Annotated in this window: 13 protein-coding genes; 9 read left to right on the top strand and 4 right to left on the bottom strand. The window is 70.0% G+C overall.

Annotated features, from left to right (window positions below; all coding sequences use genetic code 11):
• Window positions 1-29 precede the first annotated feature (29 nt).
• The gene (locus AC07YZ_RS19090) at window positions 30-1,448 is read right to left on the bottom strand and encodes a reverse transcriptase family protein (protein WP_494795896.1); all 1,419 of its coding nucleotides are present in this window, start codon (window positions 1,446-1,448) and stop codon (window positions 30-32) included.
• Between the two features lie 329 nt (window positions 1,449-1,777).
• On the opposite strand from AC07YZ_RS19090, the gene AC07YZ_RS19095 reads away from it, so the two are divergent.
• The 4 genes from AC07YZ_RS19095 to AC07YZ_RS19110 all read left to right on the top strand — a co-directional run bounded on the left by AC07YZ_RS19095 (window position 1,778) and on the right by AC07YZ_RS19110 (window position 6,934).
• Window positions 1,778-3,256, top strand: a complete 1,479-nt coding sequence (locus AC07YZ_RS19095; protein WP_494795897.1) for an aldehyde dehydrogenase — start codon at window positions 1,778-1,780, stop codon at window positions 3,254-3,256.
• Between the two features lie 164 nt (window positions 3,257-3,420).
• Entirely contained in the window at window positions 3,421-4,698 is a 1,278-nt protein-coding gene (gabT, locus tag AC07YZ_RS19100) for a 4-aminobutyrate--2-oxoglutarate transaminase (RefSeq protein WP_494796014.1), read from the top strand.
• Complete coding sequence (locus AC07YZ_RS19105) at window positions 4,695-6,116, top strand: type III glutamate--ammonia ligase (RefSeq protein ID WP_494795898.1); 1,422 nt, start codon at window positions 4,695-4,697, stop codon at window positions 6,114-6,116. Before gabT ends, AC07YZ_RS19105 begins: the two co-directional genes overlap by 4 nt.
• A 53-nt stretch (window positions 6,117-6,169) precedes the next feature.
• Window positions 6,170-6,934 (top strand): BUD32 family EKC/KEOPS complex subunit, encoded by a 765-nt coding sequence (locus AC07YZ_RS19110; protein WP_494795899.1) that lies wholly within the window; start codon window positions 6,170-6,172, stop codon window positions 6,932-6,934.
• Between the two features lie 154 nt (window positions 6,935-7,088).
• Here AC07YZ_RS19110 and AC07YZ_RS19115 read toward each other — a convergent pair whose 3' ends face one another.
• Complete coding sequence (locus AC07YZ_RS19115; RefSeq protein WP_226490721.1) at window positions 7,089-7,280, bottom strand: YgaP family membrane protein; 192 nt, start codon at window positions 7,278-7,280, stop codon at window positions 7,089-7,091.
• 168 nt (window positions 7,281-7,448) lie between these two features.
• Complete coding sequence (locus AC07YZ_RS19120) at window positions 7,449-8,102, bottom strand: Crp/Fnr family transcriptional regulator (protein WP_494795900.1); 654 nt, start codon at window positions 8,100-8,102, stop codon at window positions 7,449-7,451.
• Window positions 8,103-8,229: 127 nt separating this feature from the next.
• Between AC07YZ_RS19120 and AC07YZ_RS19125 the strand changes: the two genes are divergently transcribed.
• The 3 genes from AC07YZ_RS19125 (at window position 8,230) to AC07YZ_RS19135 (ending at window position 10,146) form a co-directional block, all read left to right on the top strand.
• On the top strand, window positions 8,230-8,787 hold the full coding sequence (locus AC07YZ_RS19125; RefSeq protein ID WP_226490723.1) for a cytochrome b: 558 nt from the start codon (window positions 8,230-8,232) through the stop codon (window positions 8,785-8,787).
• Between the two features lie 57 nt (window positions 8,788-8,844).
• Complete coding sequence (locus AC07YZ_RS19130; protein ID WP_494795901.1) at window positions 8,845-9,420, top strand: YceI family protein; 576 nt, start codon at window positions 8,845-8,847, stop codon at window positions 9,418-9,420.
• 153 nt (window positions 9,421-9,573) lie between these two features.
• Window positions 9,574-10,146: a YceI family protein gene (locus AC07YZ_RS19135; RefSeq protein ID WP_494795902.1), complete on the top strand. Its 573-nt coding sequence runs from the start codon at window positions 9,574-9,576 to the stop codon at window positions 10,144-10,146.
• A gap of 175 nt (window positions 10,147-10,321) precedes the next feature.
• Here AC07YZ_RS19135 and AC07YZ_RS19140 read toward each other — a convergent pair whose 3' ends face one another.
• Window positions 10,322-10,600: a YkgJ family cysteine cluster protein gene (locus AC07YZ_RS19140; RefSeq protein ID WP_494795903.1), complete on the bottom strand. Its 279-nt coding sequence runs from the start codon at window positions 10,598-10,600 to the stop codon at window positions 10,322-10,324.
• A 116-nt stretch (window positions 10,601-10,716) separates the two neighbouring features.
• On the opposite strand from AC07YZ_RS19140, the gene mprF reads away from it, so the two are divergent.
• Window positions 10,717-13,284 carry a bifunctional lysylphosphatidylglycerol flippase/synthetase MprF gene (gene mprF, locus AC07YZ_RS19145; RefSeq protein WP_494795904.1) on the top strand — a complete coding sequence of 856 codons (2,568 nt, stop codon included), beginning with the start codon at window positions 10,717-10,719 and terminating at the stop codon, window positions 13,282-13,284.
• Window positions 13,281-14,675 (top strand): AcvB/VirJ family lysyl-phosphatidylglycerol hydrolase, encoded by a 1,395-nt coding sequence (locus tag AC07YZ_RS19150; protein WP_226490728.1) that lies wholly within the window; start codon window positions 13,281-13,283, stop codon window positions 14,673-14,675. The genes mprF and AC07YZ_RS19150 overlap by 4 nt, the downstream gene beginning before the upstream one ends.
• The last annotated feature ends 127 nt before the right edge of the window (window positions 14,676-14,802 follow it).

Consider the following 14,802-nt stretch of genomic DNA (forward strand, 5'->3'; position numbering starts at 1 on the left):
GCGACCCGCGCAGCGGCGGAGCGTGGGGGCTAACAGGTGATCTGGGCCAGCAGCGACCGCAGTTTGGCGACCCGGGAGGGCGCCAGCGCCTGGCAGGCCCAGGCCACGCGGCCTTGCAGATGGGCCCGCTGCTGCGCGTCCACCGGGCCCATGCGGGCCGCGCGGTGCAGTTCGGCGCGCAGCCGGTCGTAGTCGGCGCGCGCGATGTTGGGTTGGGTATTGACCACCAGCCCCGTGATGCGCTGCTGCTGGTGGGACCGCGCGCAGCGCAGTTTGCCGGGGTGCAGGGCAAAGCCCTCGTCGGCGGCGATGGCGCCGACCCAGGCATGGAGCTGGCGAAAGCGCTGGGCCAGCGACGCCGGGCCGGAAAACACCAGATCGTCGGCGTACCGCGAATAGCGCGCGCCAAAGCGGTGGGCCAGGCCCTCCAGCCGAAGGTCCAAGCCGAAGGCGCACAGGTTGGCCAGCGCCGGCGAGGTGGGCGCGCCCTGCGGCAGGTGGGGCGCGGCGAGCCGTTTGGCGGCCTGTAGGTCCAGCGCCCGGGCTTCGCGCAGGCGTTCCCGCACCGCCACGGGGGTCCGGGTGGTGCACAGCTGCGTCAGCATCCGGGCCACGTCGTCGGGGTAGCCCCAGCTGCGCCAGAAAGCGCGGATGCGTGCCGCGCCGATGCTGGGGAAAAAGTCGCGCAGGTCGAACGAGATCACGCAGGGCTGTGCCGCGTGGACCTGCGCGTGCGTGTGCACGCCCCGCCCGCGCACGAAGCCGTGGGCCGCGTCGTGCGCGGGCAGCTGGGCCAGCAGGCGGTCGAGCAACTGGCGCTGCACCCGCTTGAGCTCGGCCTTGGGCGCCTCGATCAGGCGCAGCCCGCCGCTGCGTTTGGGCAGCAGGCGGTGGCTGTAGTGGGGGGCCACGGTCGCGTGCGGCCGCTCGCTGCCCTCGCGCCAGTGCTGGGACGGGTGCGTCAGCCAGAGCAGCCGGTCGGGCGCCACGCCCAGCCATTCGGCCCAGTCGGCGACGGTGGGCAGGGCCGGGGTGTCGATGTGCCGCAGGCCCCAGGGCGGCGCGGCCATGCGCGCGGGCCGCAGCAGCCAGTGGCGCACGGCCCATTGCCCCAAAGGCACGGGTTCGGGGCGGTGGGTGGTGCCGTCGCTGGGCTCGTCATCGTCGTCATCGTCGAAGGCCTGTTCGTCGGGCGCCCACTCGGGGCGCTGCAGCAGCATTTGCGCGAGGCTGTCGACCGTGTCGATCAGCCCCTGCCGCGCCCAGCGCGTGGCGACGGCTCGCGCCATCGACTCCAGCCACCAGGGTGCCGCACCCTCGCAGCCCAGGCAGACCCTGGCGCGCGCCAGCAAGGCCTCGGGCGCGCGGGCGCCGGGTTGCTCGTGGTCGGCCAGAAAGGCGTGTGCCAGCCCGGTGGCCAGCCAGCGGCGGTGGTGTGCGGGGGTCATCGGTGGGGGACAGCGGGCAAAAAGGGTGGCCCCGGTGCCTCAACCAGCGGGTCTGGCGCTATCAGGCCTGCGCCAGCGGCGCAGCACGGATCGCGCGTCGTGTGTCCAGCAAACCATCGTCGCCGTGGGGATGCCCCACAGCCCGAAAACGACCAGCGTCTTCGAGAGAGCTTGAAGCACCGGGGCCGCTGGCATTGTGTCAGATGACCCGGGCCTGTGGCCTGCCGTATGCGCGCCAGTGGATGGTCGAATTGGGCCGGAAGTGGATGCTGCATTCGGGGCAATAACGGCGTAGCATGGGTCCACTTTTCTGCAGTGGACAACCTCCCATGACCGATATCAGCATGCCCAGTTTCGACGGCCGCGCCGTCATCAACGGCGAACGGATGGCCGCGCGCGACGGCCAGACCTTTGATTGCATTTCCCCGGTGGACGGCCGCCTGCTCACGCAGGTGGCGCGCGGTGGCCAGGCCGACATCGACGCTGCCGTGGCCGCCGGCCGCGCCGCGTTCGAGGACCGGCGCTGGAGCGGCATGGCGCCGGCGCAGCGCAAGCGCGTGATGATCAAGTTCGCCGATCAGCTGCTGGCACACGCCGACGAGCTGGCGCTGACCGAAACCCTGGACATGGGCAAGCCGGTGAAGTACGCGCGCGCCGTGGACGTGAACAGCGCGGCCAACTGCATCCGCTGGTACGGCGAGGCGGTGGACAAGGTGTACGACGAGATCGCGCCCACGCCGAGCAATTCGCTGGCGCTGATCACGCGCGAGCCGGTGGGTGTGGTGGGCATCATCGTGCCCTGGAACTATCCCATGATCATGGCGGCCTGGAAGATCGCGCCGGCCCTCGCCGCCGGCAACTCGGTGGTGTTGAAGCCGTCGGAAAAGAGCCCGCTCACCGCCCTCCGACTGGCCGAGCTGGCGCTGGCCGCCGGCATCCCGCCCGGCGTGTTCAACGTGGTGCCGGGCTTCGGCGCCGAGGCCGGCTCGCCGCTGGCGCTGCACATGGACGTGGACTGCATCGCCTTCACCGGCAGCACCCGCGTGGGCAAGCAGATCCACGTGATGGCCGGGCAGAGCAACCTGAAACGCGCCTGGACGGAGCTGGGCGGCAAGTCGCCCAACATCGTGTTCGCCGACTGCCCGGACCTGGACCGCGCGGTCGAGGCCGCCGTGGGCAGCATCTTCTTCAACCAGGGCGAGAGCTGCAACGCACCCTCGCGCCTGTTCGTCGAGGCCTCGATCAAGGACGCGTTCCTGGAGAAGGCCTTGAAGCTGGTGCCGAACTACCAGCCGGGCAACCCGCTGGACAAGGGCACGGTGATGGGCGCCATCGTCGACCAGGTGCAGCTCGACAACGTGATGCGCTACATCGCCCTGGGCACCAGCGAGGGCGCGCAGCTGATCGCGGGCGGTGCGCTGGCGTCGCCGGTGGCGGGTGGCTGTTATGTGCAGCCCACCATCTTCGACGGGGTGACGCCACAGATGGCGATCGCGCGCGAAGAGATCTTCGGCCCGGTGCTCGCGGTGCAGAGCTTCACAGACGCGGCCGACGTGGTGCGCCAGGCGAACAACAGTGTGTACGGCCTGCAGGCGGGCGTGTGGACGCGCGACATCAACAAGGCGCACGGCGTGGCGCGCGCGCTGCGCGCCGGCACGGTGCACGTGAACCAGTACGACGAAGACGACATCACCGTGCCGTTCGGTGGCTTCAAGCAGAGCGGGGTGGGGCGCGACAAGTCGCTGCACGCGTTTGACAAGTACACGGAAACCAAAACAACTTGGATAAGGATTGATTCGCCGGTGTAACCGGCGCCCCCCTGCGCCGCTGACGCGGCTTCCCCCCAGAGGGGGGACGGCACTGGCGGCCCGGCAAAGCCGGTTCCGCGGTGCCCTTGGATCAGACACCTCGCACCGCTGTGTGCGCTTTTGAAGGAGACCCCCCCGTGAACGCACCGCAGAAACCTGAAAACCTGAACGCGCCCCACACCAACGCCGCCTGGCACCAGCGCCGGCTGGACGCCACGCCGCGTGGCGTGGGCGTGATGGGGGACTTCTTCATTGACCACGCGAAGAACGCCGAACTCTGGGACATCGAGGGCCGGCGTTTCATCGACTTCGCCGGTGGCATCGCGGTGCTCAACACCGGCCACGTGCACCCCAAGGTGCAGGCGGCGATCGCGGCGCAGTTGCAGCGCTTCACGCACAGCTGCTACCAGGTGGTGCCCTACGCCGAGTACGTGGCGCTGGCCGAGCGCATCAACGCCATCGTGCCGATCGAGGGCCAGGTCAAGACCGCGTTTTTCTCCACCGGCGCCGAGGCGATCGAAAACGCGATCAAGATCGCGCGGTCTTCGACCGGGCGCAGCGGCGTGATCGCCTTTGGCGGTGCCTTCCATGGCCGCAGCCTGTTCGCGGTGTCGCTGACCGGCAAGGTCCAGCCCTACAAGGCGGGCTTCGGCCCCTTCCCGCCCGAGATCTACCACGTGCCTTTCCCCGCGGAGGGGGCCTCGCTGGACGAGACGAAGCGCGCCATGGACCACGTGTTCAAGTGCGACATCGAGCCTTCGCGCGTGGCGGCCATCGTGTTTGAACCGGTGCAGGGCGAGGGCGGTTTCAACCCGATCCAGAAGGAGGCGGTGCTGTGGCTGCGGCAGCTGTGCGATCAACACGGCATCCTGCTGATCGCCGACGAGGTGCAGACCGGTTTTGCGCGCACCGGCAGGATGTTCGCCATGGAGCACTACGGCGTGTCGCCCGACCTCATGACCCTGGCCAAGAGCATGGCCGGCGGCACCACGCTGTCGGCCGTGTGCGGCAAGGCCGCGATCATGGACGGCCCGGCGCCGGGTGGCCTGGGCGGCACGTATGCGGGCAACCCGCTGGCGATTGCCGCTGCACACGCGGTGCTGGACGTGATGGCCGAAGAACAGCTGCCCGAGCGCGCGCAGCGGCTGGGCGCGCGGCTGGTGGCGCACCTGAACGCCGCGAAGGCGAAATACGCCCGCATCGGTGACGTGCGTGGCCTGGGCGCGATGGTGGCTTGCGAGTTCGTGGACGCGGCCGGCGCGCCCGACGCCGACACCACGAAGCGGGTGCAGGCCGCCGCCCTCAAACGTGGCCTGCTGCTGCTGACCTGCGGCGTGTACGGCAACGTGATCCGCTACCTGTTCCCGCTGACGATCGAAGACAGCGTGTTCGCCGAAGCCCTGGGCGTGCTCGACGCGGCGATGGCCGAGGTGCTGGCTTGAGTCTCGGCGCCGACCACGCCCTGGCCGAGCGCATGGGCGCCCTGCGCGCTCAGGGCATCCATTCCATCCTCACCACCTTCACCGACCTGCACGGCGCGCCCAAGGGCAAGCTGGTGCCGCTCGAAGGCCTGCCCGGCGCGGTGGCCACCGGCGCCGGTTTTGCCGGCCCCAGCATCTGGGGCACGGGCCTGCCGCGCATGGGCGCGCGCAGCGAGTATTTCGGGCGTGTGGTGCCGGAGAGCCTGCGCCCGCTGCCCTTCATGCCCGGCGTGGCGCACGCGGTGTGCGACGGTTTTGCGGGCGGCGAGCCGCTGGACACCTGCTCGCGCCAGCTGCTCAAGCACCAGTTGAACCGCCTGCGCGAACGCGGTTGGACCTTCCATGTGGGCATCGAGCCCGAGTTCTTTCTGCTCAAGCAGGATCCGCAGGGCCGATGGGGTGTGGCCGACGGTGAAGACCGGCTCGACAAGCCGTCCTACGACCTGAAGGCGATCCACCGCAACTTTGGCTTTCTCGACGACATGCGCCGCCACCTCACGGCGCTGGGTTTCGAGCTGCAGCAGATGGACCACGAGGACGCCATCGGCCAGTACGAGATCAACTACCGGCACGACGAGGCCCTGGCCGCCGCCGACCGCTACCAGCTGTTCAAGCTCACGGCGCAGGCGGTGGCGGCGCAGCACGGCTGCAGCTTTTCCACCATGCCCAAGCCGCTCGCGGGCGCACCGGGCAGCGGCTTGCATTTCCACCTCAGCCTCACGGAAGACCAGGCTCCCCCCGCCGGGCCAGGGCCCGTCCCCCCCGGAGGGGGGCGCCCTGCTTGGGGCGGCCCGGCGCAGGGCATCGGCCGCGCGGTGATGGCCGACCCGGCCGGCGCCCTGGGCCTGAGCACGGCCGGCCACCGGTTCGCGGCCGGCCTGCTGCACCACGCCGATGCGCTGGCCGCGCTGTGCGCGCCCACGGTGAACAGCTACAAGCGCCTGGCCAGCAGCGAGAGCGCCTCGGGCACCACCTGGTCGCCGGTGTGGAAGACGGTGGGCGACAACAACCGCACCTGCCTCGTGCGCACCGTGGCCGGGCGCATCGAATGGCGCCTGCCCGACCCCTCGTGCAACGTGTATGCGGCGCTCGCGGCCACGCTGGCCGCCGGGCTGGACGGCATCGACGGGGCGCTGCCCGCGGCCGAGCCCTGCGACGAAGACCTGTACCAGCGCCAGGCCAGCGGCGCGGCCATGCCGCCCAGGCTGCCGCGCGATCTGCACGACGCACTCGATGCGCTGCGGGCCGATGCGGTGTTGCGCGAGGCGGTGGGCGCGGCCTTCTGTGATCAGTTCCTGCGCCTCAAGCGCGCCGAGTGGGACGCCTTTGCGCAGCAGGTGAGCGGCTGGGAGCTGCAGCGCTACGCCGACGCCGGCTGACCCGGCCTGGGTCGGCGCCGGCCGGCGGGGCGTTTTCAGGATAATCGCGGGTCTTGAACACCTCTCCCCCCCTCAAAACCTGGACCAAGACCGCACGGCGGCCCTTGCGTGGCCTGGGCCATTCGCTCGGGGCCTACCTGTTCGCGCATTTCGTGGGCGTGCCGGTGCCCTGGCGCGCGGTGCGCCAGACCGACGGCGCGGCGCTGCTGGCCTACGAGCATGAGCGCCTGCTGGCGCTGGCGGCGGCCGGTGAGCGGGTGCCCCCGGTGGTGGCCTTCGATGGCGAGTCCCTGGTGACGGGCGATGTGGGCACCACGCTGGAGCACCTGTTGCACCGCCTGCCCGAGGCCGAGCGCCTGCCGCTGATGTGCGCGGCCAGTGCCGATCTGGCGGCGTTTCATGCGCGCGGCCAATGGCACGGGGGCGCGCAGGCCCGCAACCTGACCTGGGACGGGCAGCGTTTTGCCCGCATCGACTTCGAGGAACGCCTGTTTCCCGGCCTGTCGCTGGAGATGGTGCAGCGCTACGACGCGCTGCAGCTGGTGATGTCGTTGGCCCGTTTCCTGGAGCCGCTGGGGCCGCAGGCGGTGCTGGCGGTGCTCAACGCCTACCGCGAGGCGCGCGAAGCGGCGCACCCGGCCGAGCGCGGCCAATCCGGTCTGCAGGCCTTCCTGGCCCACCTGCTGCCAAGGCTGCAGCGCGTGTCCCGCATGGCGGCCTGGTCCACCCGGCTGAACCATTCGCGTGAACTGGTGCGCCTGCGCACCGTGCTGGAAGGCATGGTCGCGTTCGTCGGCATGCCCGGGCAGCACCCATAGCCGAGCCGAACCGCGCGGCCGGACGCATCACGTCGATGCGGCAAACGAGGTTCATCCGGCGCGAAATGCCCCAAACCGAGATCACGGCGGAACCGGCTTCGCCGGGCCGCTCGTGATGCCCCCTGGGGGGTGACGCCGCAGGCGGCGCGGGGGGTCACTTCTTCATCGGACAGGTGTTGAGGCCCAGCAGCGTGTACACCGGGCACCAGCCCATCAGGCCGGTGAGCAGCGGCACCACGCCGATATAGCCCCAGACACCGATGTTGCCGGTGGCGGCCGCCGCGATCAGGGCCAGGCCCGCGACGATGCGCAGGATGCGGTCGATGCCGCCTTCGTTTTTGCTCATGTGAATGCTCCAGTGGATGAAGGGAACCGGGTCCACCGCGGCTCGGCGCTGTGCAGCGCCCGGGCCACGGTGGGGCTGGGCGTATTGAACCGGCTCGGCGGGCGGCGGTATGTGACCTGTGTCACAAAGCCGGTCCGGTGCGCACGCGCCCCGGCGCTGGCCGGGGGATCAGCGCGACTGGAACGTGGCCACGGCGCGCAGGCCGGCGCTGTCGCGGATGGTGATGCACTCGCGCGAGAGCTCGACCAGGCCGTCGCGCTCGAAGCGGTGCAGCAGGCGGGTCACGATCTCCCGCACCGTGCCCAGCTCGTCGGCCAGCGCCTGGTGGGTGGCGCGCACCTGCTGGCCGTGGCCGAGCAGGGCGCTGGCCAGGCGGCTGTCGAGCTTCTGGAAGGCAATGGCCTCGATCAGGCCGGTGAGGTCGGCCATGCGCGCGGCAAAGAGTCCCAGCACGTAGGCGCGAAAACGCTCGTCGGTCAGCGCGGCGCGAAAATCCGCCGGGGAGAGCAGGGTCAGGCGGGTTTCGCAGGTGGCCACGCCGCGCGCCGTGAGCGGCTGGTCCGCGAACAGGCCGGCCGAGGACACCAGGCACATCTCACCGGGCGAGACGCGGTAGAGTTCCAGCTCCCGCCCGTTGGCCGCGCTGCGGGAGACCCGCACTTCGCCGCTGAGCACCATCGGGAAGCCCTGGCAGGCCTCGTTCTCGCGAAACAGCTGGGTGCCGGCCGGCACCTGCATCACCGCGAGCCGGGGCAGCAGGGCCGGCAGCGCTCCCAGCGCCGGGTACAACGACAGCAGGTCGGGCGTGAGCGGAGTGGGCATGGCGCATTGTAGGAGCGCGGTGGCAGCGGAAGATGCGAACTGGAATGCTAAGTTCGTTCGAATTTTTTGAATTCAAGCTTCAAGCGGTTTGACGCTTGGCGCCGCACCGGGTGCCTACACTGCCGGCATGTCTGACGCCGCCGTCCTCCGCTACCACCCCGTCGCCCGTGCGCTGCACTGGGCGCTGGGCCTGGCCCTGATCGGGGTGTTCGCCCTGGGCCTGTACATGGCCGACCTGCCGTTCTCGCCCCAGCGCCTGAAGCTCTACAGCTGGCACAAATGGGCCGGTGTGTTGGTGCTCACATTCACCGCCGTGCGCCTGATGTGGCGCTTGGTGCACCGCCCGCCGGCGTTGCCCGCGGCCATTGCCCAGGCCATGCCGGCCTGGCAGCGCGGGGCCCACCACGCCACGCACGGTGGGCTGTATCTGCTGTTTTTCTCCGTGCCGCTGCTGGGCTGGGCCTACAGCTCGGCCGCCGGTTTCCCCATCGTGCTGTTCGGCCTGTGGCCGTTGCCCGACTTCGTGCCGGTGAGCGAGACCCTGGCCGAGGGGCTCAAGCCCCTGCACCGGCTCTCGGCCTATGCGATGGCGGCCCTGGTGCTGCTGCACGTGGCCGGCGCGCTCAAGCACCACTTCGTGGACCGCGACGGCCTGCTGCTGCGCATGGGCTGGGGCGGTCGCTGAGACCCCGCGCACCCGACGATCTTCCTTGCTTTGATTTCCCGCCTTGAAAGCCCCCACATGAGCCTGCGCCCGACATCCCTCCCCCTGATCTGCGGTCTTGCGCTGAGCGGCCTGATGCCCCTGGCCGCCCAGGCCCAGCAGCAGCTGGTGCCCGCGCAAAGCGAGATCGCCTTCGTCAGCCGCCAGATGGGCGTGCCGGTCGAGGGCAAGTTCAAGAGCTTCAGCGCCCAGCTGGCGTTCGACCCGGCCAAGCTCGCGACCAGCAAGATCGCCTTCACGGTGGACACGGGCAGCGCCAGCATCAGCCGCGAGGCCGACGCCGAACTGCCCAAGGCGACCTGGTTCAACGTGGCGCAGTTCCCCAAGGCCACCTTCACCTCCAGCAGCATCAAGCGCATCGATGCCACCAAGTACGAAGTGGCCGGCAAGCTCAGCATCAAGGGCGCGAGCAGCGACGTGGTCGTGCCCGTCACGCTGGCCCAGAACGGCGCCACCACCACCGCCACCGGCGCCTTCCCGATCAAGCGCCTCGCTTTCCGCATCGGCGAGAAGGAGTGGGCCGACACCTCGATGGTGGCCGACGAGGTGCAGGTGAAGTTCAAGCTGGCGCTCACGGGCGTGCCGAAATTGTGACCCCCCTGCGCCGCTGCGCGGCTTCCCCCCAAGGGGGGACGGCCCTGGTGGCCTGGCAAAGCCAGTTCCACGGGGCCCTTGGCTTGATACCCGCGCGCCGAAGGCTTTTTGGCGCTTTTTTCTTTTCACCAACCCGAACCTAGGAGTTCAACCATGCGCAAATCCCTGTCCCTGCTGGCCGCTGCGGCCGTTCTGTCCACCGCCGGCATCGCCCAGGCTGCCGAGTACGCGATCGACCCGACGCACACGTTCGCCACCTTCGAGATCGGCCATTTCGGCGCCAGCGTGAACCGCGCCCGCTTCGACAAGAAGGAAGGCAAGGTCAGCTTCGACAAGGCCGCCAAGACCGGCATGGTGGACATCAGCATCGACATGACGTCGGTGAACTCGGGCACCCCCATGTTCGACAAGCACCTGCAGAGCCCGGACATCTTCGACGCCGCCAAGTACCCCAAGGCCCAGTTCGTGTCGAGCAAGTTCGTCTTCGCCGGTGACAAGGTCAGCGCGGTGGAAGGTCAGCTGACGCTGCTGGGCAAGACCCAGCCGGTGACGATGAAGGCCAACCAGTTCGCCTGCTACGACAGCCCGATGCTCAAGCGCGAAGTCTGCGGCGGCGACTTCGAAGCCACCATCGACCGCACCGCCTTCGGCGCGAACTACGGCGTGGACTGGGGCTTCCCGAAGAACGTGCGTCTGGTGATTCAGGTGGAAGCCGTGAAACAGTAACCCCCCAGGATCGCTCCCCCCTGCGCCACTGCGTGGCTTCCCCCCGGAGGGGGGACCACGCTGGTGGCCCGGCGGAGCCGGTTCCACGGCGTGTGCTTGGGAAAGACACGCGCACCGGAACGGTTTGTGTTTTTGTCTTTTCCATTCAGCAAAGGCCCGCTTCGGCGGGCCTTTGTCATGGTCTGGTGGCTTGTTCCAGCCGTTCCAGGAAATGCAGCGCGTGCTCGCGTGCGTCGCCACACATCTCCCGGCTCGGCGGCAGTGAGCCGCACACCTTGGGCCGTTCGGGCTGGCCGAAGAGTTGGCAGCGCAGGGCTTCGTCCAGGTGCGGGCAGGGCATGCCCGCTGGCTTGCCGTGGGGCAGGCCCGGCATGGGGCTGGAGATGGACGGCGCGATGCAGCAGGCCGCGCAGCCGGGGCGGCAGGCGAGGGTGGGCGCGGGGGATGCGGGCATGGCACCGATTGTCCATGGCCGCCCCGGGTGCGCGGCGCTACACTCAGCCGCCAACTTGAGATCGCGGTGGGCGTGTCGATGACCCTCTGTATTTGTTTGATGCCCTGGCCCACTCCGTGAAGATCCCCACCCCCGAAACGCTGCTGGCCCAACTGACCCGTTGGCGCTTCTGGCTGTACGCCGCACTCGCCTTGCTGCTGGGCGCTCTGTTGGTGCAGGCGGCGCACAAGGTGATGACCGAGCTGAGCTACGGCGCCATCGTCGAGGCGGTGCGTGGCACGTCGCCGCTCGCCTTGCTGCTGTCGGTGCTGGCCACGGCGCTGAGCTTTCTGGCGCTGACCTTTTACGACCGCTCCGCCCTGCGCTACACGGGCGCCCGGTTGCCCTACCGCGTGGTGGCCGAGACCTCGTTCATCGCCTTTGCCCTGTCCAACACCATGGGGCTGGGCGTGCTCACGGGGGGCGCGGTGCGCATGCGCCTGTACGGCGCGGCGGGGCTGGAGGCGGGGCTGATCACCCGCGCCATTGCGTTCAACGCCATCGGTTTTGGCGTGGGCATCGTGGTGGTGGGCGCGGCCTCGCTGGTGTGGGGTGCCGGGGCGGTGGCGTCCATGGTGGGGCTGTCGGCCGGGCTGCTGAAGGCCCTGGGCGTGGTGGTGCTGCTGGCGGCGGCGGCGTTTGTCGGGGTGTGCCGCGGCGGCGGCGACGATCTGCGTCTGGCGGGCTGGTCGCTGCGCCTGCCCAGCGCGTCCATCGCCGCGCAGCAGCTGCTGATCTCGGCCGTGGATGTGGTGGCGGCGGCGGCCGCGCTGTGGTTCCTGCTGCCCGAGGGGGCGATCGGCTTTCCGGCTTTCGTGGGTTTCTATTCGCTGGCCATCGCGCTGGGCGTGATCAGCCATGTGCCGGCCGGCCTGGGGGTGTTCGAGGCGGTGATGCTGCTGGCCCTGGGCCCGCAGGTGCCCGCCCACCAACTGGTGAGCGCGCTGGTGCTCTACCGCGCCGTCTACCACTTGCTGCCGCTGGTGTTGGCGCTGGCGCTGCTGGTGTTGTCCGAACTGCAGCGCGGCGCCGCCACGCCGGTGGTGCGGGCGGCGGCCAGCCTGTCGCCGCTGCTGCTGTCGGCTTTCACTTTCGTGATCGGCGTGATGCTGCTGGTGTCGGGCGTGACGCCGGCGACCGGGGACGCGACCGCCCTGCTCGCGCAGCTGATGCCGCTGCCCATCGTCGAAGCGGCCCACTTCCTGGGCAGCATCATCGGTCTGGCGCTGCTGTTCGTGGCCCGGGGCATGTTCCTGCGGCTCGACGCGTCCTGGTGGGCCGGCCTGATCCTGGCGCTGGTGAGCCTGGTGCTCTGCCTGCCCAAGGGCATCGCGGTGTCCGAGGCGGTGCTGCTCGGCGTGCTGACGGCGAGCCTGGCGCTCTCGCGCCGGCAGTTCAACCGCCGGGCGGCGCTGTTTTCACAGGCCTTCACCAGCGGCTGGCTGGCCGCGGTGGCGGTGGTGGTGGCGGCCACCGGGGCCCTGCTGTTCTTCGTCTACCGCGACGTTGCCTACGTGAACCGGGTCTGGTGGCAGTTTGCGTTTGACGGCCACGCGCCGCGCTCGCTGCGGGCCATGGTGGCGGTGGCGCTGGTGGCGTTCATCGTGGCCCTGGTCCAGCTGCTGCGCCGGCCCCACCCGGCGTTGATCAAGCCCAGCGCCGAGGCGCTCGAGCAGGCGGCGCGCATCGTGCGCGCGCAGGGGGTGGCGGGCGCGGGGCTGGTGATGATGGGCGACAAGAGCCTGATGCTGTCCGAGTCGCAGCGGGCCTTTGTCATGTTCGGGCGGCGCGGCCGCTCCTGGGTGGCGCTGTACGACCCGGTGGGGCCGGCCAGCGAGTGGCCCGAGCTGGTGTGGCGCTTCGTCGAGCAGGCGCGCGAGTCCGGCGGGCGGGCGGCGTTCTACCAGGTGCGGCCCGAGGCGCTGCCGGTGTACCTGGACGCCGGTCTGCGCGTCTACAAGCTGGGCGAGTGCGCCCTGGTGGACCTGCCGGGCTTCAGCCTGCAGGGCAAGCAGCGGGCCAACCTGCGCCACGGCGTGGCGCGGGCGCAGCGCGAGGGCCTGGGTTTCGAGGTGTTGCCTCCCGGCGCGGCGGCGCCGGTGTTCGACGAGCTGCAGGCGGTGTCGGACGCCTGGCTGAACGACCACAGCACGGCCGAGAAGGCCTTTTCGCTGGGCGCGTTCCAGCGCGACTACGTGCTGGGCCAGCCGGTGGCGCTGGTGCGGCAGGCCGGCCGGGTGGTGGCGTTTGCCACCCTGATGTGCACCGACCAGAAGGTCGAGGCCAGCGTGGACCTGATGCGCCAGTTGCCCGACGCGCCGCGCAGCTCGATGGATTTCCTGTTTGCCCAGGTGATCCTGCACTTCCAGGCCCAGGGCTTCCAGCGCTTCAACCTGGGCATGGTGCCGTTGGCGGGCATGGCCCAGCACCCGCTGGCGCCCAACTGGCAGCGCCTGGCGCGCCTGCTGTTCAACCACGGCGAGAACTTCTACAACTTCCAGGGCCTGCGCGCCTTCAAGGCGAAGTTCGACCCGGTCTGGGAGCCGCGCTACCTGACCGCGCCGGGCGGGCTGGCGCCTTTCATCATCCTCACCGACATCGCCGCCCTGATCGCCGGCGGCTTCCGACGGGTCATGTCCAAATGAACACCTTTGCCACCGCCTTGCTGGCGTTTTGTTGTGCGCTGACCGTGCCGGGCCCGGCGCAAGCGCAGGAAAAAATCTCGCACGGCCGCTTCAAGGACGTGTCGCTCTACCGCCCCAAAGGCGAGGTGAAGTCGTTCGCGATCCTGCTCTCGGGGGAGGCCGGCTGGACGCCCGCCATGGCCGCCATGGCCAAACCGCTGGTGGAGCAGGGCGCGGTGGTGGCGGGCGTGAGCACGCCGCAGCTGCTGGCCCTGCTGGAGAAAGACGGCGGCGACTGCGCCCTGCCCGATGGCGATTTTGAGAACCTCTCGCACTTCCTGCAGGGTTACGCGCGCCTGCCGGCTTACTACCCGCCGCTGCTGGTGGGGCAGGCGTCGGGCGCCAGCCTGGCCTACGCCCTGCTCGCCCAGGCGCCCGAAGGCACCTTCGCTGGCGCCCTGTCGCTGGGCTTCTGCCCCGAGCTGGTGTTTTCCAAACCCTTGTGCAAGGGCGAGGGCGTTCATTTCAGACAGCAGGCTGACAAGCGTGCGCTCACTCTGCAGCCTGCCGGCAAGCTGCGGGCACCCTGGATCGCCCTGCACAGCAGCGACGACAAGGTGTGCGAGGCCGGGGCCGTCCAGGCCTTCGTGGCCCAGGTGCCCGGGGCCGAACTGGTCTCGCTACCGGGGGCGGAGCACGGCGTGCTGTCCGGCAAGGCGGCGCTGCTGGCCTACCAGGCGGCCTACCGCCAGCTCACGGCGGCGGTGGTGCTCAAGCCGCCGGGCGCCGGCAGCGACATCGCCGATCTGCCGCTGGTGGAGGTGCCGTCCAGCGTGCCGTCCGACGTCTTTGCCGTGCTGGTGTCGGGGGACGGCGGCTGGGCCGGCCTGGACAAGAAGGTGGCCGCCGTCATGGCCGCGCGCGGTGTGCCGGTGGTCGGGCTGGACTCGTTGCGCTATTTCTGGAAGCAGCGCACGCCGCAGGGGCTGGCCAGCGACCTGGACCGGCTGCTGCGCCATTACGCCGTGAAATGGAAGAAAAGCCGGGTGGTGCTGATCGGTTACTCCCAGGGGGCCGACGTGTTGCCGTTTGCGCTGAACCGGATGTCCAGCGCCTCCCGGAGCCTGGTGGCGCACACGGTGCTGATCGGGCCGGGGGAGAAGGCATCGTTCGAGTTCAAGCTGTCGAACTGGGTGGTGCGCAACCACCTGGGCCTGCGGCTCAAGCCCGAGCTGGCCAGCCTGTCGGCCGCCACCACCACCTGCCTCTACGGCAGCGACGACCGCGACACCATCTGCCCCACGACCTCGACCGAGCTGGTGACCCCGGTGCAGCTCAAGGGCGACCACCACTTCGGCGGCAACTACGAACTGCTGGGCGAGCAGATCCTGTTGCACGCAAAAGTTCCCTGAGGGTGTAGCGCGAAACGCTGCAGGGGTGTTTCACTCGTGCCGGAGCACGCATCCCGACGCATGAAACGGTCCAGCCCAGGGCACCGCCGGGCCGGCTTTGCCGGACGGCCAGTGCCGCCCCCTTGAG

The sequence above is a fragment of the Hydrogenophaga sp. GW101-3F08 genome, from assembly GCF_059424585.1.